We start from the raw sequence: 18,624 nt of genomic DNA, 5'->3' as shown, positions 1-18,624 counted from the left end.
TAAGTATCCAAGCCTGCATTTTGATGCAGGCTTTTTTTTGCCTGCTCCATCCAGCAAAGCAACAGCATGACTCGACAGGCCAACAAGCAAAAGGCAAACTACACGCCTTGCAAAGCAGTCACTAGGAAGAACCGAGATGAGCCAATACAATGCCAGCGCCATAGAAGTCCTGACCGGCCTTGATCCCGTTCGCAAGCGCCCGGGCATGTATACTGATACAACCCGCCCCAACCATCTGGCCCAGGAAGTTATCGATAACAGTGTTGATGAAGCCCTGGCAGGCCACGCCAGCGCCATTACCGTCACCCTGCATGAAGACAATAGCCTAAGCGTTCTGGATGATGGCCGCGGTCTACCTACTGACCCTCACCCTGAGTATGGTATTTCAGGTGTTGAGCTCATCCTCACTCGGTTGCATGCCGGGGGCAAGTTTTCCAATAAAAACTATGAATTCTCAGGTGGTCTTCATGGGGTTGGGGTCTCAGTGGTCAATGCCCTGTCTCGCCGCCTGGAAGTGACTGTCTGGCGAAATGGCCAGGTACAAAGAATTGGTTTTGCCGAAGGTGAAAAAGCCAGCGAGCTGGAAGTCATCGGCAGCTGCGCCAAGAAAAACACCGGAACCTCTCTGCGCTTTTGGATTAATGAAAGCTATTTCGACAGCCCGCGCTATGCGCTGGGCCGCCTGAGACACCTACTTAGAGCCAAGGCTGTTCTCTGCCCAGGTTTAAAGGTTATCTTCATCAATGAGCAGGAAAAAGATCCTGAAACCGGCGAAGCCCTGGTTGATGAATGGCTGTTTCAAGAAGGTCTCAAAGACTATCTCAGCCAAGCTTGTCAGGGTTGGGAAACTCTACCCGCCAGTCCCTTTTCCGGAGAATTCAAGGCCCCTCATGAAGCAGTGGACTGGGCCCTGGTTTGGCTGCCCGAAGGTGGCGAGCAGGTTCAGGAAAGCTACGTCAACCTGATCCCAACCACCCAAGGGGGCACTCACGTCAATGGCCTGAGAGCTGGTCTTCTGGATGCCCTGCGTGAATTTTGTGAATACCGCAACCTGCTACCGCGCGGTGTCCGCCTGGCCCCTGAAGACCTTTGGCAAGACTGTGCCTTTGTGCTTTCCCTTAAAATGCAGGACCCTCAGTTTGCTGGACAAACCAAAGAACGCCTGTCTTCCCGCCAGAGTGCTACCTTTGTCAGTGGGGTGATCAAGGATGCCTTTTCTCTATGGCTGAATCAGCACACCCTGGATGCTGAACGCATTGCCGAACTGGTACTCAGTCGGGCCAACCGCCGTTTACGCGCAGCCAAAAAAGTGGTCCGTAAAAAGATTACTCAAGGACCCGCCTTGCCTGGCAAACTGGCCGACTGCACCGGTACTGACATCGCACGGAGTGAGCTTTTCCTGGTCGAGGGGGATTCTGCCGGGGGTTCAGCTAAACAAGCTAGGGACCGGGTTTTTCAAGCCATCATGCCGCTTAGAGGTAAGATACTTAATACCTGGGAAGTCGATTCTTCAGAAATTTTAGCTTCACAAGAAGTTCATGATATCGCTGTCGCCCTGGGCATTGACCCTGGTTCAGAAGACCTCCAAGGCCTGCGTTACAACAAAATCTGTATTCTTGCTGATGCTGACTCGGATGGCCTGCACATAGCGACTCTCTTGTGCGCTCTCTTCCAACGCCACTTCCCGGCTTTAGTGGACAAGGGACACGTTTTTGTCGCCATGCCACCCCTCTACCGAATAGATTGCGGCAAGGAGGTTTTCTACGCTCTAGATGAAAGTGAAAAAGAAGCCATTCTGGATCGCCTCAGTGGCCGTAAAGCCAAAATCAACACCCAACGCTTCAAGGGCCTCGGGGAAATGAACCCTCAGCAGCTACGCGAAACCACCATGGCGCCCGAAACCCGCCGCCTGGTGCAACTGATCAGGGAAGAAGGCGATCAAGCCAACGAACTGCTCGACATGCTTCTTGCCAAAAAGCGCTCCAGCGACCGCAAAAGCTGGCTGGAAGCCAAAGGCAACCTGGCCGAGGTGGCAGGTTAACTGTCTGTCTCTTCTTTTTTCTTCTTGCCGGGCTTGATATTGCGCCCTTTAATGATCTTGACTGGCAAGGTGGATTGCGCTTTGACGATGCCTCTTTTACCTTCAGGGGCTTCTTCAGTGCGCGTGGTTTCACCCGCTTCATTGGCTGCCGGGTAACTGCTACGGTCGATTTCGTTCCCCATCAGGAAGTCGCCCATGGCGTACATATCTGAACGGGAAATCTTGAAGGTATCCAGGCCGCCATACATTTGAAACTCACGTTTCTTGTAGGCGCTGAAGGTTCTGTTGATGCTTTGTGTCAGGGCTTCAGCAAAGATAATGCTGGAGTTGTTGATTCCGGTGCCAACAATCGAGCTTTTCGGTGCCTGAATAAATAGCGCATCTATTGGCATGTTTTCAAAGGTTTTCTGGCTACCCTTGACCCGGGTTAGCAGGCTATCAATGTTTTCAGTCAGCATTTTGCGCAGGTTACGGCTGACATACTTAAACATTTCCACCGGGTTTTGCATGACAATTTCACGACCCCGAACGCTACGACTCCATTCGCCCCGGTAGTTGACCTCAATTTTACCGTGGATGGCCCGGCTGTTAATGATGGTCATGCCATAGCTGTGGATTACGATATGGTCGACATTGACCTTGCGTTCTTCGTCATAAGGAACACGAATATCATTAAGAACAATAACATCTTCATTATTTTTGAAGGCATTCCTCAGGCGGGTTGCCGCATCGGCACAGGTTTCCTCAGACTTGGGATCTGCATCCGGTCGGTGGACATAATCTTTTAAAATCATTCAACTTCTCCCTGACCTTATCGGTTTACCCTGGCGCTTGCTGGGCCTTGAAAACTTCACTGATCCAAGGATTATAGCGACTGCCCTGATGCTCGGATAGCATTCACTACACATGGAAACAAAGTTCACGGGTGCCTGATGGCGATTTATCCAGTAAGCTATGCACCCCTATTCAGTTCAGACCACCCAGGGATAGTCGTCAATGACCAGCTATAACGAATTTGTCGATGACAATTTTGAGCGCCAAAGCCTGAGCCAATATACCGAAAAGGCCTACCTGGATTATTCCATGTACGTCATTCTGGACCGGGCCCTGCCCCATATCGGCGATGGCATGAAGCCTGTTCAAAGGCGCATCATCTATGCCATGAGCGAGCTGGGGCTTTCCGCCACAGCCAAATACAAAAAATCAGCCCGTACTGTTGGTGATGTTTTGGGTAAGTTTCACCCTCATGGTGACTCAGCCTGTTATGAAGCCATGGTACTCATGGCCCAGAGCTTTAGTTATCGCTACCCACTGGTTGATGGACAAGGCAACTGGGGCAGCCCGGATGACCCCAAATCCTTTGCAGCCATGCGTTACACCGAATCCCGCTTGGCCCGTTTTTCGGAAGTACTGCTTAAGGAACTCGGCCAGGGTACGGTAGATTGGGTGCCCAACTTTGACGGCACTATGCTGGAGCCAGAAGTCCTCCCGGCACGCCTGCCCCACCTGCTTTTAAATGGTGGCACCGGGATAGCCGTAGGCATGGCAACCGATATTCCACCACACAATGCCCGGGAAGTTACTCAAGCCTGTATCCACCTGCTGCATAACCCGGAAGCCAGTGTTCTGGACCTGATGCAATTTATCAAGGGGCCGGATTTTCCAACTGCGGCACAAATCATCACGCCAAGGGATGAGCTGCAAAAAATCTACACCACAGGCAAGGGTTCAGTTAAAAGCCGTGCCACCTGGACTCTGGAAGAAGGTGAAATTGTTATCCAGGCGCTGCCTTATCAGGTTTCTCCTAGCAAGGTACTGGAACAGATCGCCGCCCAGATGCAGGCCAAGAAACTGCCTTTACTGGCCGATTTGCGTGATGAATCAGATCATGAAAATGAAGTGCGTCTGGTGTTGGTGCCCCGTTCCAACCGGGTGGATACCGAGGCCTTGATGGCTCATCTGTTCGCCACCACGGATCTGGAAAAAAACCAGCGCGCCAATTTTAATGTCATCGGCTTGGATGGTCGCCCACAGGTTAAGCCGCTGAACCGTCTACTCAGTGAATGGCTGCAATTTCGTCGTACCACGGTTATTCGCCGCCTGGAAAACCGTCTGAAAAAGGTTGAAGATCGCCTGCACCTGTTGGCAGGCCTATTGATTGCCTATCTGAATCTTGATGAAGTCATCCGCATCATTCGTGAAGAAGAAGACCCCAAGCAGGAGTTGATCAAGGCTTTCGGCCTTTCTGAACGCCAGGCCGATGCCATCCTGGATTTGAAACTACGCAATCTGGCACGCCTGGAAGAAGAAAAGATTCGCGGTGAAGAAAGTGAGCTGGAAAAAGAGCGCAAAAAATTGACCCAGTTACTGGGCAGTGAAGATCAATTGCGCCAGCTGATTATCGATGAACTCCAAGCCGATGCCGAAAGCTTTGGTGATGAGCGCCGCTCGCAACTGGTGGAAGCCAAGCAGGAAGCCAAAGCCTTCAGTGAAACTGAACTCGCCGGTGCCGACCCGGTCACCGTGGTCTTGTCGCGTAAGGGTTGGATTCGCTCTGCCAAGGGGCATGATGTTAATCCCGAAAGCCTCAATTACAAAAGTGGCGACAGCTTTTTCCTTGCAGCTCAGGGGAAAACCAATCAACAAACCATCCTGCTGGATGACACCGGGCGCAGCTATAGCTTGCCTACCCATACCCTGCCCTCAGCTCGCGGGCAAGGTGAACCTGTCACCAGTCGCTTGAACCCACCAGCAGGTGCTGAATTCCGTGGACTGCTGATCGGCCAGGAGCAGGACCAGGTGTTGGTCGCTTCAGATGCGGGCTATGGATTTATTACCAGCCTGGGCGATATGGCCAGTAAAAACAAAGCAGGTAAGGGGCTGCTCAACCCGCCCAAGGGTACAGAAGTCATGGCACCACAACTTCTGCCGCAGGTTGAGGAAGGCCAAACCCTTCTGTTGGCGGCCTTATCCAATGAAGGGCGCTTGCTGGTTTTCCCAACCAGTGAGTTACCACAACTGAGCAAGGGTAAGGGCAATAAGATTCTGGATATTCCCGCAAGACGGGCAGCCAATCGCGAAGAAAAAGTCATTGCTTTGGCCTTGTTGCCTGAAGGCAGTTCACTCAAGGTGATTGCAGGTAAGCGCAACCTGACCCTCAAACCTGCTGATTTGGAGCATTACATGGGTGAAAGGGGTCGACGAGGCAGTAAATTACCGCGTGGCTTCCAGAAGGTCGATCGCCTGGAAGCCAGTGAGTGACCTTGCTATTGAAGCGGGGCGTTTAAACCTTCAGGTTAACATTATGGCCACTGCGGGCATCGGGCAAAGGAACTGCCTCCATTAGAGCCATGATGGCATTTTCCTGAGTTTCTTGTACGTTCTTAACCAAACGTGCTTGGGCCTCAATACGGGTGTCGGCTTCACGCTGTTGCGCCACTGCTTGAACGATCACTTCGGGGCTAACGCCTGAAAAATCCATGGGGCTATTTCCTTTGTAAGCTTGATGGAGTTGGGAAGCTTGGGCTTCCCAACCTGCAGATTACATCGAATCAGGCCTGAAGGTCCAGGTTTTGGCCCTTGTTACCTTCTGGCTGGGGTACAGAGTTGATCAGGTCAGTGACAGCTTGCGCAGGCTGCTCCTGAGCATCCTTCAGTACACTGGCCTGGGCTTCACTTTTGCTTTGGGTATCATTCTGCTTCATAGCCGCTTGGGCCATAACAGAACCGGCACCAGAAATATCCATTATTTCTCCTTAATCTTTTTTAAGGTGAATGTTGATCAAGCTACTTCAGCTTGGCAGTCATTACTGCAAACTGCAACTTCAGTAAAACACTCATGAATCAGGACTGAACAGTGTCTCCACCAAGCAACAACAACCCAGCGCCAGCCCGTGAACTGCACCGCTTCCTCGGTATTTTTCGCTATACCCGCCGGGCTCTGGAACTGGTCTGGCAAACTTCGCGCCGCCTGACATTTGGCCTGATGTTACTGACAGTGGTCGCCGGGGTTTTACCTGCGGTTGCTACTTGGCTGGGCAAGCTGATTGTCGATGCTGTGGTTGCGGCTATGGAGGTTTATCAGGCCAGTGGTGAAATCGATTACCAGCCATTGCTAACCTATGTGCTACTGGAAGCCCTGGTACTTATTGGGATCAGTGCTGCGCAAAGGGCAACGGCAGCTCACCAAGCCTTATTGCGTGCCCTGCTTGGCCAGAAAGTCAACGTCATGATTCTGGAAAAAGCACAGACCCTCTCCCTGGCCCAGTTTGAGGACTCAGAATTCTACGACAAGCTGACCCGCGCCAGACGCGAGGCTTCGATTCGTCCTCTGGCCTTGGTTAATAAAACCTTTAGCCTGCTACAAAACACCATTTCTCTGGCGAGTTTTGCCTTCCTGTTGATTCAGTTTTCTCCCTGGGCCCTCTTGTTACTTTTTATCGGTGCCCTACCGGTATTTATTGCCGAAGCCAAATTCTCCGGTGATGCCTTCCAAATTTTCAGACGCCGCTCGCCTGAAACCCGGGCGCAAATGTACCTGGAAACTGTGCTGGCTCGGGAAGATTCCATCAAAGAAGTCAAACTCTTCCAGCTTGGCCCCCTGTTACTGGGACGCTATAAGGGTATTTTCGACACCCTGTTTAAGGAAGATCGCCGCCTGATTCTACGCCGTGAAACCTGGGGCTTTCTACTCGGTTTACTGGGAACCCTAACCTTCTATGCGGCCTATGCCTGGGTTGTTCTGGAAACTGTACTGGGAAAAATCACTCTGGGTGATATGACCATGTATCTGCTGGTATTCAAGCAGGGTCAAACAGCGATTAGCACCTGCCTAACGTCTATTAGCGGCATGTATGAAGACAACCTCTATCTATCCAACCTCTATGAGTACCTGGAACAACCTGTTCCTGGTGAAACAGGGCGTATCACTGCAGGAGAAAAACCGGGCGATGGCCTGCGCTTTGAAGGCGTACACTTCACCTATCCCGGTAGCACCCGTCCCGCTGTACAGGATTTCAACTTACACCTAAAGCCTGGTGAAAGCCTGGCTTTGGTGGGTGAAAATGGCTCCGGTAAAACCACCCTGATCAAACTCCTGACCCGCCTCTATGATCCGGATCAGGGCCGTATTCTACTTGATGGCACTGACCTGCGTGACTGGAACCCCCTGACCCTGCGCCAACGCATTGGTGTGATTTTCCAGGATTTTGTACGCTACCAGTTTCTGGTTGGTGAAAATATCGGTATGGGTGATGTTGAAGCCTTTAGCGACCAGGAGCGTTGGCAGGCCGCTGCCGAATCAGGCATGGCCAATACCTTTATCGATAAACTCTCTGATGGCTATCAAACCCAATTGGGTCGCTGGTTCAAAGGAGGGCAAGAGCTTTCCGGCGGGCAATGGCAAAAAATTGCTCTATCCCGCGCCTTTATGCGTGAAAAAGCCGATATTCTGGTACTTGATGAACCCACGGCAGCCATGGATGCCGAAGCTGAAGCCCAGATTTTTGAGTATTTCCGGCAGCATACCCTGAACAAAATGGCGATTTTGATTTCGCATCGCTTCTCTACAGTACGTATGGCCGACAAGATCCTCTTTATTCAGGGCGGTCAGGTTATTGAGCAAGGCAATCACCAAGAACTTATGGCTGCCGATGGGCGTTATGCTGAACTCTTCAATCTACAAGCAAGCGGTTACCGCTAAAGGGCTTTCTCTGTATAATCCTTTAAGCCCAAAATACAACTCAGGCAAGAGACCCCCCTCATGCTGCTGATGATCGATAATTTCGACAGCTTTACTTACAACATCGTCCAGTACCTGGCTGAACTCGGTGCTGATGTTCGTGTTGAACGCAACAATGCCCTGACCCTGGAACAGATTGAGGCGTTAAACCCCAGTCATCTGGTCATTTCGCCCGGCCCCTGCACGCCCAATGAAGCCGGTATTTCCCTGCAGGCCATTGAACACTTTGCTGGCAAGTTGCCCATCTTGGGTGTTTGTCTTGGGCACCAGGCCATCGGCCAGGTTTTTGGCGGCCAGGTCATACGGGCACCGCAAGTGATGCATGGTAAAACCTCGCTGGTCAGTCACAAAAATACCGGGGTTTTCAAGGGTCTGGACAACCCCTTGTCAGTAACCCGCTATCATTCTCTGGTGCTGGATGAAACCCAGCTGCCGGACTGCCTGGAAGTCACCGCAAGCGTGGTCGAAGATGATCCGACTCCGGGTTTAATCATGGGCATCAAACACAAAACCCTGCCCATTGAAGGTGTGCAATTTCACCCGGAATCAATTTTGTCGCAGCAGGGCCATGAATTACTGAAGAATTTCCTGGAGTACTAAGAACAACCAGAGGTCACTTTGGCCAGGCCCTTGGCTTTTCAGATGACACTTCTATCCATGAACTGACATCTGCGCTCGTCTTTCTCTGACTCGCTGACGCCAACAACCTGGCCGTGACCTTCCAGTCCTCAAGACTGCCAAGCAAAGAGGTTAGATGATGGATATGAAAGCGGCCCTGGACAGGGTGACAAAACAGCAAGACCTAACCCGCGAAGAAATGCGCGACGTCATGCAGCTGATTATGACCGGCGAAGCAACCCAGGCTCAAATGGGTGGCTTTCTGGTCGGCCTACGCATGAAGGGTGAAACTGTTGATGAAATCACGGCCGCTGCTGAAGTCATGCGCAGCCTGGCCACGCCAGTAACCATCGACTCTGAGCGTTTAGTGGATATTGTTGGAACCGGCGGTGATGGCGCCAATCTTTTCAATGTTTCCACCTGTACCAGTTTTGTTGTCGCCGCCGCTGGTGGCCAGGTCGCCAAGCATGGTAATCGTTCGGTTTCTTCATCCAGTGGCAGTGCCGATCTTCTCGAAGCAGCTGGAGTCCATCTGGGTATTGATCCTGAAGCCGTGGCCCGGTGCGTCGAAGAACTAGGTGTTGGGTTTATGTTTGCACCTGCTCATCACAGTGCCATGAAGCATGCTATTGGCCCCCGCAAGGAAATGGGAATCCGCACGCTTTTTAATATTCTGGGTCCTTTAACCAACCCTGCTGGAGCCCACTACCAACTGCTCGGTGTCTATACCCCTGAGCTAGTGAGACCTCTGGCAGAAGTCTTGCAACAACTGGGACTTAAGCATGCCCTGGTGGTTTGTTCCGAAGAGAGTCTGGATGAAATTTCCATTGCCGGACCAACGCGGGTGGCAGAATGCCGACCTGATGAAATTCTTGAATACGTCATCCAGCCGGAAGATTTTGGCCTGGAAAGACAGCCCCTGGACAGTCTCAAGGTAGAAACTGCCCAAGAGTCACTTGAGCTGATTCGCAAGCTACTCAACAATGAGCAGGGTCCGGCACTGAATATGGTTTTGCTCAATGCCGGTGCCGCTCTCTATGCGGCCGATATTGCTGACTCGATCATTGAAGGCGTTGCCCTGGCCCAGGATGCTGTTGCCTCCGGCCAAGCTGCTGAAAAACTTAAGGCCCTGGTCAATTTTACCCAGGCCCTCAAATAATCAGGTTTTGACATGAACCCCGACACTCCAACGATTTTAAGAAAAATTGTTGAGCGCAAGCATCAGGAAGTGGCTGAGCGCCAGCAACAGGTCAGCATTAAAGACCTGCAAAAGAAAGCCGATCAGGCTGATCTACCCAGAGGCTTTACCCAAGCGCTGTTTAATAAGCTGGAAAACCAACAGCCCGCCGTGATTGCCGAAATCAAAAAGGCCTCACCCAGCAAGGGCATCCTGCGTGAAGACTTTATTCCCGCTGAAATTGCCCAGCGCTACGAAGCCTGTGGCGCAGCCTGTTTATCCGTACTAACCGACAGAGACTTTTTCCAGGGCCATGAGGACTACCTGCAAGAAGCCCGTGCGGCCTGCCATCTGCCGGTGATTCGTAAAGATTTCATCGTTGATCCCTACCAGGTATTTGAAGCCAGGGCGATTCATGCCGACTGTATTCTGCTGATTGCCGCCTGCCTGAATGATGAGCAGATGAGCGAACTCAATCTACTGGCTCATGAGCTGGGTATGGATGTCTTGATTGAAGTACACAACCGTGAAGAACTCGATCGGGCACTGAAGCTACCCAACCGCATCCTGGGTATCAACAACCGGGACCTGCATAGCTTTGAAGTGAGCCTCAGCCATACCTGGGACCTGCTACCTGCGATCCCAGAAGATCGACTGGTTATTACCGAAAGCGGTATTCTTAAACGTGCGGATGTCCAGGCCATGCAAGCAAGGCAAGTCAATGCGTTTCTGGTCGGTGAAGCCTTTATGCGCCAGGAAGACCCAGGCCGCGCCTTGGAAGAATTGTTCTTTTAAGACTCTTGATACAGCGGACGTAAACTCGGGTCACGGATGACCAAGGTCTTGCCTTCAGCATCCACCAACCCCCGCTCTTCTAAATCCTTCAGTACTCGACCTGCCATTTCCCGTGAACAGCCAACCAGCTGGGCAATTTCCTGACGGGTAATCTTAACCTGCATCCCTTCAGGATGCGTCATGGCATCTGGCTGCTTGGCCAGCTCTAAAAGTACCCGGGCAATGCGGCCGGTCACATCCAAAAAGGCCAGATCCCCCACCTTTTCGGTTGTTGCCCGCAAGCGCACCGCTAACTGATTACCCAAGAAAAACCACAGGCACTGGTGCTCAACCGCCAATTGGGTAAAGCGCTGATAGCTCATTTCAGCAACTTCGCAATCAGACTTAGCTCTCACCCAGGCACTACGGCGGCTGATTTCATCGAAAAGACCCAACTCACCAAAAAAGTCGCCCTGATTGAGGTAGGAAACGATCATTTCCCGCCCCTGGTCATCTTCTATATAAACAGCAACACTGCCTTTCAGAAGATAATAAACCGAGTGGGCATCCTCACCTGCGTGAATAACCAAAGAACGCTTGGGGTAACGTCGGGGGTGGGCCTGCTGCAAGTAAATACTCAGTGCACGTTCCTGGGCATCCTTCTGAGGTTGCATTTCGCCTTGCTCCTGAACAAAGTTTTAACCAAAGAACCATTAAAACACCAAGAGTGGTAAGATAAAAGCCACTTATATTGGTTAGAAACAGGTTGTCAGCATGCAAGCAAAAATCAAGTGGACCGATGGCGTTCAATTTGTTGCCGAATCCGGAAGTGGTCACTCGATCGTCGTGGATGGCCCGCCCGACAAGGGTGGACGCAATACCGGTGCCCGCCCCATGGAGCTGCTACTTATGGGACTCGGCGCCTGCAGCAGTTTTGATGTCGTCAATATTTTGCAAAAAGCCCGCCAGCAAATCAGTGATTGCCATGCAGAAATCACCGCTGAAAGAGTCGATGAAGTTCCTGCCGTTTTCAGCAAGATTCATCTGCACTTTGTGGTCAGCGGCAAGGAGTTGAAAGAAAAGCAGGTTGCCAAGGCCGTCAGTCTGTCTGCCGACAAGTACTGCTCAGCCTCCATCATGCTTGGCAAAGCCGGCGTGGAAATCACCCACAGCTATGAAGTGGTTGAACAAAGCTGAGACCGTTTCCGGAAAGGTAGCCTGAATCACCCGACCCGGAAACACCTTGAGCAGCACCACCGCCCTACTTAATGAACAGTGACCTATAAGCTTAGTTTGTCCAAACCTTGTCCTTGAAAAATTGACGCGGGCCGCCTAACTTTCATATAGGTGTCTATTTTCCAGCCAGTGGGGTGGCTCTCATGGAGTCTGATCTTTCGGCGTTAACATCAGTCGCTGACCTTCTCACCTTTGCTAGGCAGCAGAATACAAACAAAGCGACCGGTCAGGCCAACAATTTGTTTGTTGATCAACAGCCGCCTAGCATTCAGGTTAGCCTCAGTTTTAATGAGCCAAGAAACACCTCACCAGAATTACTGGAAAGTCTTCTACTATCTCGTCCACTAGGAAACCTGGCAGTTTTTAATCCAGTTAGTATTGACCGAGATGAACCTCAGGGCAGGCAACAGCTACTTAATGAGGACAGGTCTGGCCAAGATTTAAGTGAAACTAGCTTTCAGTCCATTGAAAACTCAAGATTGCTGACCGCTGATCTTAGTGAGTCTGAGCTGAGTGGAGCCAATATCACTAATAGCAACTTAGGTATGGCGAATCTCAGTGAGGCTGATCTGGCTGATTCCAGAGTTTCAGATTCCAATTTTATGCGTGCCAACTTGGGTGAAGCTGACCTCAATAACGCCAATCTTGAAACAACCAACTTCAGCCGAGCCAATTTGAGTGCTGCCAACCTTCAAAGCACCAATATTAATGAGTCGACCTTCATTGAAACCAATCTGGAAGCTGCTGATATGTCCGGCAGTCAAATCAGTGAATCCAACTTCTCAGCCGCCAACCTAAGCCAGGCTAAGCTGGCTGGCAGCGATATCACAGATTCAAACTTCAGTTTTGCTAACTTTAGAGATGCGGATCTTAACAATACACGTTTCAGCGATTCTAGCCTTTATGGAGCAGATTTCCGTGGAGCGGACCTAAGTGGTGCCGACCTTAGTGATAGCAACCTAGATGCAGCAAACTTTGAGGGTGCGCTTTATGATGCCACGACTGATTTGGGTAACCTTAATCCTGAAGATCTAGGCATGATAAACATTGATGAAATGGAGCAGGAAGAACTGGAAGAGATGAACTAATTTCTGTGAGGCAGGCCATGATTACCGAAGCCCCCAGCTTAAACCCTTTTGGTGCTCAGCTTCTTAAACAGCAGGCGCGCAGAGAAGCAGAACAAGCTGAAGCCAAAGCAGATCAACTGGCTGAACAGGCTGATCAAAAGCGTAAAGAAGCACGGCAAGCTACTGAGCAAGCTCAAGAGCTGGATAAGCAAGCAGGCAAATACCAAACCCGTGCAGATAATGTGCGTTCCAGCCAACAGGTTGCTGAAGGTTTTAATCAAGCCGGTGAAAGTGTTGCTCAGGCCGGTGAAAACTGGTTTGAAAGAAGAAGTGATAACGGTCAACAGGAAGAGCAAGCTGCAACAGCAGACAACGAGCTTTACAATAACAACCTTTCTCTCAACACCCTAAACAGCTCAACTGGAACCCGCTTTAATACCGTCATCTAGAATTAAAAAAGGCCAGCAATTTGCTGGCCCTTTTACTGATCACCCAAGGATCGCTTAGGTTAGGAGAAATGCAAAGGACGCTCGCCTTCTTCATCCCGAATCGAGGTGGGCAGCCCCATCTGATTAAGCAGGTTCAAGAAAGGCTGGGGCGGCAGCTCTTCGACATTCGCCATAGTGCCTATATCCCAGGTTCCATCAGCAACCAGCATGGCCGCCGCAACTGGGGGCACACCAGCAGTATAGGAAATCCCCTGGCTGCCAACTTCGTTGTAGGCATCCTTGTGGTCAGCAACATTGTAGATAAAGACTTCCCGCTCCTTACCATCCTTCTTACCTTTAACCAGATCGCCAATACAGGTTTTACCGGTGTAATTAGGTGCCAGGGATGAAGGATCAGGCAAGACCGCCTTAACTACCTTAAGTGGCACCACTTCCTGCCCTTCCGCCGTGGTCACTGGCTGCTCGGACAAGAGGCCCAGGCTATTCAATACGGTAAAGACATTGATATAACGCTCACCAAAACCCATCCAAAAACGAATATTGGGAACATCCAGGTTTTTGGACAGCGAGTGGATTTCATCATGTCCGGTCATATAGCTGGTGCGCTCACCGACCACCGGCAGGTTATCCGTACGGCTATGCTCAAACATCTTGTTTTTAGTCCACTGGCGATTCTGCCAAGACCAAACACGCCCGGTAAATTCGCGGAAGTTAATTTCGGGATCAAAGTTGGTGGCAAAATAACGACCATGATCACCGGCATTAATATCAATAATATCGATGGAATCGACGCTATCAAAATATTCATCCACCGCCAGCTTGGCATAGGCATTAACCACACCCGGGTCAAAACCAACACCAAGAATGGCCGTGGTTTCTGCCTTGGCAAACTCATCCTTGCGGGTCCACTCATAATTGCCATACCAGGGTGGATCTTCACAAATCTTGTCCGGCTCTTCGTGGATAGCCGTATCCAAATAAGCGGCGCCGGTATTAATACAGGCCGTCATCACCGACATATTGATAAAAGCGGAGCCAACATTTATCACAATGCGGGACTCTGTCTTGCGGATCAGGTCTTCTGTGGCGGGGATATCCAAAGCATCCAGTGCGTAAGTCTGAATACGTCCGGGCACCTTCATGCTGCCCTTTTCTTCGACACTTTTGACGATGGCATCACACTTTTCCTGGGTACGTGATGCCAGAACTATCTGGCCCAGTACATCGTTGTTCTGGGCGCATTTGTGGGCGACCACCTGAGCAACGCCCCCACCTCCGATAATCAAGACATTTTTTTTCATTTCCAGACATCACTCCACTATTAAATAAGTTTCAACAGAGATTCCGTTTGATGAGTCGCACGCTTTTGTAAGTTCAAAATTCAGTCTAAGAACCAGAAGTTCAGAGCAAGGTGTTACTAGGTCAGGCTGACCACGACAGGAAGTCGTGGTCAGAGCTTACAGGGATGTATTCACGCGTCCTGACCGGTAAGCTCCTTGCTCGGGACAAGTCGCTACTACTAGGACAAAGCCTGCACAAAATCATCGTAGGTAAACTCCCTGGTGACCTCAAGACTGCCATCCAGATTTTTCACGACAATAGAAGGCATTTTCACGCCATTGAACCAGTTTTTCTTGACCATTGTATAACCAGCTGCATCCTGAAACGACAGGCGATCACCAATTTGCAGCGGTTTTTCAAACTGGAAGTCTCCAAAAATATCTCCAGCCAGGCAGGACTTACCACAAATCTGGTAGCTGTACTCACCTTGATTGGGTTCCAACTTGGCTGTTTCACGGTAGATCAACAGGTCCAGCATATGGGCTTCAATGGAAGAATCCACTATAGCCAGCTCTTTACCATTATTGAGCAAATCCAGAACGGTAACTTCCAAACTAGTGGAGTTGGTTATGGCTGCCTCACCCGGTTCCAAGTAAACCTGAACAGAGTAGCTGTCAGCAAAGGCTTTCAGGCGCTGACAAAAACGCTCCAGCGGATAGCCTTCGCCAGTAAAGTGAATACCACCACCCAGGCTGACCCATTGCACTTTTTTCAGCAGATGACCAAAGCGGTTTTCAATCACCTGCAGCATTTCATCAAAGCGTTCAAAAGAAGCGTTTTCACAGTTGTTGTGAAACATAAAGCCTGAAACCTGATCCAGAACTTCTGCAATTTGGTCTGGGTTGTGTTCACCCAAACGGCTGTGCGGACGAGCCGGGTCAGCCAGGGTAAAGTCTGAAGAGCTAACACCAGGATTCACTCTCAGACCTCGAGTTTTGCCTTCTGAAGCTTTGGCAAAACGCTTTAATTGGCTGATGGAATTGAAGATAATTTTGTCACTGTGAGCCAGGACTTCTTCAATTTCATCATCGGCATAGGCCACGCTATAGGCATGGGTTTCCCCGGCAAACTTTTGCTTGCCGAGTTTGACTTCGTAGAGGGAAGAAGAAGTGGTGCCATCCATGTATTCCTGCATAAGATCAAAAACACCCCAGGTCGCAAAGCATTTAAGCGCCAGCAAGGATTTAGCACCTGACTCTTCACGAACCCGGGCGATAGTTTCCAGGTTACGCTTAAGTTTGCTTTTATCGATCAGGTAATAGGGTGTTTTGAGCATCGACTTACCTCAGCAGTGATGAAGCTTGAAAAAGCGCGCGATTATATACGATAAACGCTCTTAGTCATCACTTTTGACATTAGAGTCATCACTTTTTTTACTGGGGTAGGAAATTCCACACCACCGGCCTTGAGTGCCCAGTCAGCATGATGAGCTTCATCTTCATGCATCTGGCGCAAAATAGCCCGTGAACGCTCATCCTGAGCAGGCAAGGACTCAAAGTGTTCTTCCAGGTGGTGGCAAACCTGATCTTCAGTTGCAGCAACAAAACCCAGACTGTATTTATCGCCTGCTTTACCAGCCGCAGCACCTATCCCAAAAGAAAGAGCATAGAAAAGCGGGTTTAACAGGCTGGTCCGGCTATCCAGCTCTTGCAGGCGTTGATCACACCAGGCGAGGTGATCAATTTCTTCTTGAGCCGCCAGCGTCATTTGATCACGGACTTCTTCCAATTTGGCCGTCATGGCCTGCCCCTGATAAAGAGCCTGGGCACAAACTTCACCAGTGTGGTTAATTCGCATCAGACCAGCAGCATGCTTACGCTCAGCCTCATCCAGATCGGGCTGCTCATGCTGTAAAGCGGGATTGGGACGATAAGGCTGTGCGGCCTTGGGTACCAGAGTGCGCAGCAGCGTATCAAACTGGCCTATGGCCTGGTCCAGGGGGCTGGGTTGACGTGTCAGGGACATGGGGAAGCCTCCAGCTGTTTCAAAGTATGTCGGGCTATCATTTTTTCTTCATTGGTTGGAATAGCAAAAATTTTAACCCGGCTGTCATCGGCTGAGATCAGGTATTCATTGGCCTGGTTACGACGAGAGTCAATTTTCATACCCAGCCAAGCATTCTGTTCAACCACTGCTGCGCGCAAGTCAGCATCATTTTCACCGACACCACCAGTAAACACCATAACGTCCACGCCACCCAAGGCTGCCGCCAGGGAGCCGCTTTCACGTGCAATGCGGTAGATAAACATATCAATGGCCGCCTTGGCGTTAGGATCATCTGACTGCTTGAGCGCCAGCATTTCCGAAGCAATACCACCAGAAACACCATACCAGCCGCATTCCTTATACAGCATCTGCTCCAAAGCTTTGGCATCCATACCTTTTTCCTGCATCAGGTAGAGAAGTACCCCAGGGTCCAATTGGCCAGAGCGCGTTCCCATAGGCAAGCCTTCAACTGCGGTAAAGCCCATGGTCGATGCTCGGCTCTTGCCTTGCTCAATCGCAGACATGGAGCTGCCTGCACCCAGGTGTGCAACCAGAAGCTTTTTCTGGGCCAGTTCTGCATCCAGTCGGCCTAGCTTGTCGAGGATGTATTCGTAGGAAAGGCCATGAAAACCATAGCGGCGCACACCCTCTTCGGTGTATTTACGCGGAATGGCAAATTCTTGTGCCACCTTGGGGATGCTGGTGTGAAAGGCCGTATCGAAACAAGCGACCTGAGGGCATTCGGGCAGGAACTCACGGCACAGGTGTATCAGCTTGAGGTTATAAGGCTGATGCAAAGGAGCCAGAGGAACCAGAGTTTCTAGGAAATCCAATACCTGAGAATCAACGATCACCGGATTTGAATAGCGGTCACCACCATGGACGACCCTATGTCCAACCCAAGCCACTTCATATTGCGGAGTGTTTTTACTGATCCAATCGAGAATGACTTTTAACGCATTGGCATGGGCCTGGTTGTTAGCAACATCCAGCTGCTCTTTATCAAGGGTTTCCTTGTCGACCAGTACTCCATCTGAATTTTCACTGTGGTCGTAGATTTCCAGGCGTGCAGGGCCTTTGAGGTTGGCTACCTTAACGCGAAAGTGTTGACCCACTTCGCTACCCTGAACATCAAACAGGGAGCACTTCAGGCTGGAAGAACCCGCGTTAACAATTAAAATCATTTGTGTTTTAGTGCTCATAAGCTTACTCCAGGCGACCCATTTTGCGTGCCACCATAACCGCTACAGCACAGGAAGAAAGACGCTCCAGCGACTTGGCTGCTCGACTGGTCAAAATGATCGGAACTCGGGCACCCATTACAATACCTGCAGCTTTGGCATTCGCCAGGTACTGAAGCTGCTTGGCAAACATATTGGCCGACTCCAAATCCGGCGCCATCAGAATATCAACATCCCCAGGTACAGGGGATTTGATACCTTTATCTTCGGCAGCTTCACGCGAAATAGCATTATCAAAAGCCAGAGGCCCGTCCACAAGCGCACCAGTGATCTGCCCCCGATCCAGCATCTTGCAAAGGGCCGCAGCATCCAGTGTTGATTGAATATTGGGTTTGACCTTTTCCACCGCAGAAAGAATAGCGGCTTTAGGTAAATCCACGCCCAGGGCATGAGCGCAATCTATGGCATTTTGCAAAATATCGCGCTTTTCCATCAGGTTAGGCGCAATACTTATGGCAGCATCGGTAATAAATAGACTTTTGTGATAGCTGGGAACATCCATCACAAAAACATGCGACAGCCTGCGTTCAGTACGCAGACCGCCCGTTTTAGAAATGACCGCGCCCAAGAGTTCGGAAGTACCCAACTTACCTTTCATTAGTGCATGAACATCGCCACACTTGGCCATTTCGACCGCTTTTTCAGCTGCTTCATGGCTGTGTTCGGTGTCGATGATCGGATAGTCCTTCAGGTCAAGGTTATTTTCCTTGGCAACCTGACGAATTTTCGATTCAGGACCCACAAAAATTGGAATAATAATATTGGCTTCAGCAGCTTCCAAGGCACCATCCAGGCTATTGAAATCAACCGGATGCACCACGGCTGTAGGAACGGGGGGCGCATCCTTGGCCTGTTGCAGAATTTTTTCCAACTGATAATGCTTAACGTCAGTGACTTCCAAAGCATGGGGAGCCAGTACTTTCTTTATCGCATCATTCATGGTCATCTTTCCTT

Annotated in this window: 18 protein-coding genes; 9 read left to right on the top strand and 9 right to left on the bottom strand. The window is 50.5% G+C overall.

The features are described 5' to 3' along the window. The first annotated feature begins 136 nt into the window (after positions 1–136). Positions 137–2,041, top strand: coding sequence for a DNA topoisomerase IV subunit B (gene parE, locus BM185_RS05155; RefSeq protein WP_091960326.1), 1,905 nt, complete (start codon positions 137–139; stop codon positions 2,039–2,041). On the opposite strand, the gene BM185_RS05150 is transcribed toward parE, so the two are convergent. Then, entirely contained in the window at positions 2,038–2,835 is a 798-nt protein-coding gene (locus BM185_RS05150) for a nuclease-related domain-containing protein (RefSeq protein ID WP_091960324.1), read from the bottom strand. The two genes, parE and BM185_RS05150, sit on opposite strands and share 4 nt — an antisense overlap. 202 nt (positions 2,836–3,037) lie before the next feature. On the opposite strand from BM185_RS05150, the gene parC reads away from it, so the two are divergent. Then, the gene (parC, locus tag BM185_RS05145) at positions 3,038–5,302 is read left to right on the top strand and encodes a DNA topoisomerase IV subunit A (RefSeq protein WP_091960321.1); all 2,265 of its coding nucleotides are present in this window, start codon (positions 3,038–3,040) and stop codon (positions 5,300–5,302) included. Positions 5,303–5,324: 22 nt separating this feature from the next. Here the strand turns inward: parC and BM185_RS05140 are convergent, their stop codons facing one another. Both BM185_RS05140 and BM185_RS05135 read right to left on the bottom strand, forming a co-directional pair. Next, positions 5,325–5,522 carry a hypothetical protein gene (locus BM185_RS05140; protein ID WP_091960318.1) on the bottom strand — a complete coding sequence of 66 codons (198 nt, stop codon included), beginning with the start codon at positions 5,520–5,522 and terminating at the stop codon, positions 5,325–5,327. A 70-nt stretch (positions 5,523–5,592) separates the two neighbouring features. Further along, positions 5,593–5,787: a hypothetical protein gene (locus tag BM185_RS05135; RefSeq protein ID WP_091960316.1), complete on the bottom strand. Its 195-nt coding sequence runs from the start codon at positions 5,785–5,787 to the stop codon at positions 5,593–5,595. Positions 5,788–5,897: 110 nt separating this feature from the next. Here BM185_RS05135 and BM185_RS05130 point away from each other — a divergent pair, with 110 nt between their 5' ends. The 4 genes from BM185_RS05130 to trpC all read left to right on the top strand — a co-directional run bounded on the left by BM185_RS05130 (position 5,898) and on the right by trpC (position 10,371). Next, positions 5,898–7,742, top strand: coding sequence for an ABC transporter ATP-binding protein (locus BM185_RS05130; RefSeq protein ID WP_281247328.1), 1,845 nt, complete (start codon positions 5,898–5,900; stop codon positions 7,740–7,742). Positions 7,743–7,802: 60 nt separating this feature from the next. Beyond that, a complete protein-coding gene (locus tag BM185_RS05125; RefSeq protein ID WP_091960312.1) occupies positions 7,803–8,381 on the top strand; it encodes an anthranilate synthase component II in 579 nt (192 codons plus the stop codon). Positions 8,382–8,538: 157 nt separating this feature from the next. Next, on the top strand, positions 8,539–9,558 hold the full coding sequence (trpD, locus tag BM185_RS05120; RefSeq protein WP_091961311.1) for an anthranilate phosphoribosyltransferase: 1,020 nt from the start codon (positions 8,539–8,541) through the stop codon (positions 9,556–9,558). A gap of 12 nt (positions 9,559–9,570) precedes the next feature. Then, on the top strand, positions 9,571–10,371 hold the full coding sequence (gene trpC, locus BM185_RS05115; RefSeq protein WP_091960309.1) for an indole-3-glycerol phosphate synthase TrpC: 801 nt from the start codon (positions 9,571–9,573) through the stop codon (positions 10,369–10,371). Here the strand turns inward: trpC and crp are convergent. Beyond that, the gene (gene crp / locus BM185_RS05110) at positions 10,368–11,024 is read right to left on the bottom strand and encodes a cAMP-activated global transcriptional regulator CRP (RefSeq protein ID WP_091960306.1); all 657 of its coding nucleotides are present in this window, start codon (positions 11,022–11,024) and stop codon (positions 10,368–10,370) included. The two genes, trpC and crp, sit on opposite strands and share 4 nt — an antisense overlap. A 100-nt stretch (positions 11,025–11,124) precedes the next feature. Between crp and BM185_RS05105 the strand changes: the two genes are divergently transcribed. The 3 genes from BM185_RS05105 to BM185_RS05095 all read left to right on the top strand — a co-directional run bounded on the left by BM185_RS05105 (position 11,125) and on the right by BM185_RS05095 (position 13,102). Further along, complete coding sequence (locus tag BM185_RS05105; protein WP_091960302.1) at positions 11,125–11,547, top strand: OsmC family protein; 423 nt, start codon at positions 11,125–11,127, stop codon at positions 11,545–11,547. 182 nt (positions 11,548–11,729) lie between these two features. Further along, positions 11,730–12,674, top strand: a complete 945-nt coding sequence (locus tag BM185_RS05100) for a pentapeptide repeat-containing protein (protein WP_091960300.1) — start codon at positions 11,730–11,732, stop codon at positions 12,672–12,674. Between the two features lie 17 nt (positions 12,675–12,691). Beyond that, positions 12,692–13,102, top strand: coding sequence for a hypothetical protein (locus BM185_RS05095; RefSeq protein ID WP_091960297.1), 411 nt, complete (start codon positions 12,692–12,694; stop codon positions 13,100–13,102). Between the two features lie 59 nt (positions 13,103–13,161). Here the strand turns inward: BM185_RS05095 and BM185_RS05090 are convergent, their stop codons facing one another. From BM185_RS05090 to BM185_RS05070, 5 genes are all read right to left on the bottom strand, one after another. After that, positions 13,162–14,403: a saccharopine dehydrogenase family protein gene (locus BM185_RS05090; RefSeq protein WP_091960294.1), complete on the bottom strand. Its 1,242-nt coding sequence runs from the start codon at positions 14,401–14,403 to the stop codon at positions 13,162–13,164. A 218-nt stretch (positions 14,404–14,621) separates the two neighbouring features. Further along, positions 14,622–15,719: a carboxynorspermidine decarboxylase gene (gene nspC, locus BM185_RS05085; protein ID WP_091960289.1), complete on the bottom strand. Its 1,098-nt coding sequence runs from the start codon at positions 15,717–15,719 to the stop codon at positions 14,622–14,624. 41 nt (positions 15,720–15,760) lie between these two features. Further along, positions 15,761–16,402, bottom strand: coding sequence for a 2-polyprenyl-3-methyl-6-methoxy-1,4-benzoquinone monooxygenase (coq7, locus tag BM185_RS05080; protein ID WP_218149403.1), 642 nt, complete (start codon positions 16,400–16,402; stop codon positions 15,761–15,763). After that, a complete protein-coding gene (locus BM185_RS05075) occupies positions 16,399–17,631 on the bottom strand; it encodes an acetate/propionate family kinase (protein WP_091960282.1) in 1,233 nt (410 codons plus the stop codon). The genes coq7 and BM185_RS05075 overlap by 4 nt, the downstream gene beginning before the upstream one ends. 4 nt (positions 17,632–17,635) lie before the next feature. Continuing rightward, positions 17,636–18,610: a bifunctional enoyl-CoA hydratase/phosphate acetyltransferase gene (locus tag BM185_RS05070; protein WP_091960279.1), complete on the bottom strand. Its 975-nt coding sequence runs from the start codon at positions 18,608–18,610 to the stop codon at positions 17,636–17,638. Positions 18,611–18,624: the final 14 nt, after the last annotated feature.

The organism is Marinospirillum celere (genome assembly GCF_900112235.1).
GTDB lineage: Bacteria > Pseudomonadota > Gammaproteobacteria > Pseudomonadales > Halomonadaceae > Marinospirillum > Marinospirillum celere.
Note: the sequence above shows the minus strand (reverse complement) of the source record. Positions and strands in the feature narration are given on the sequence as shown.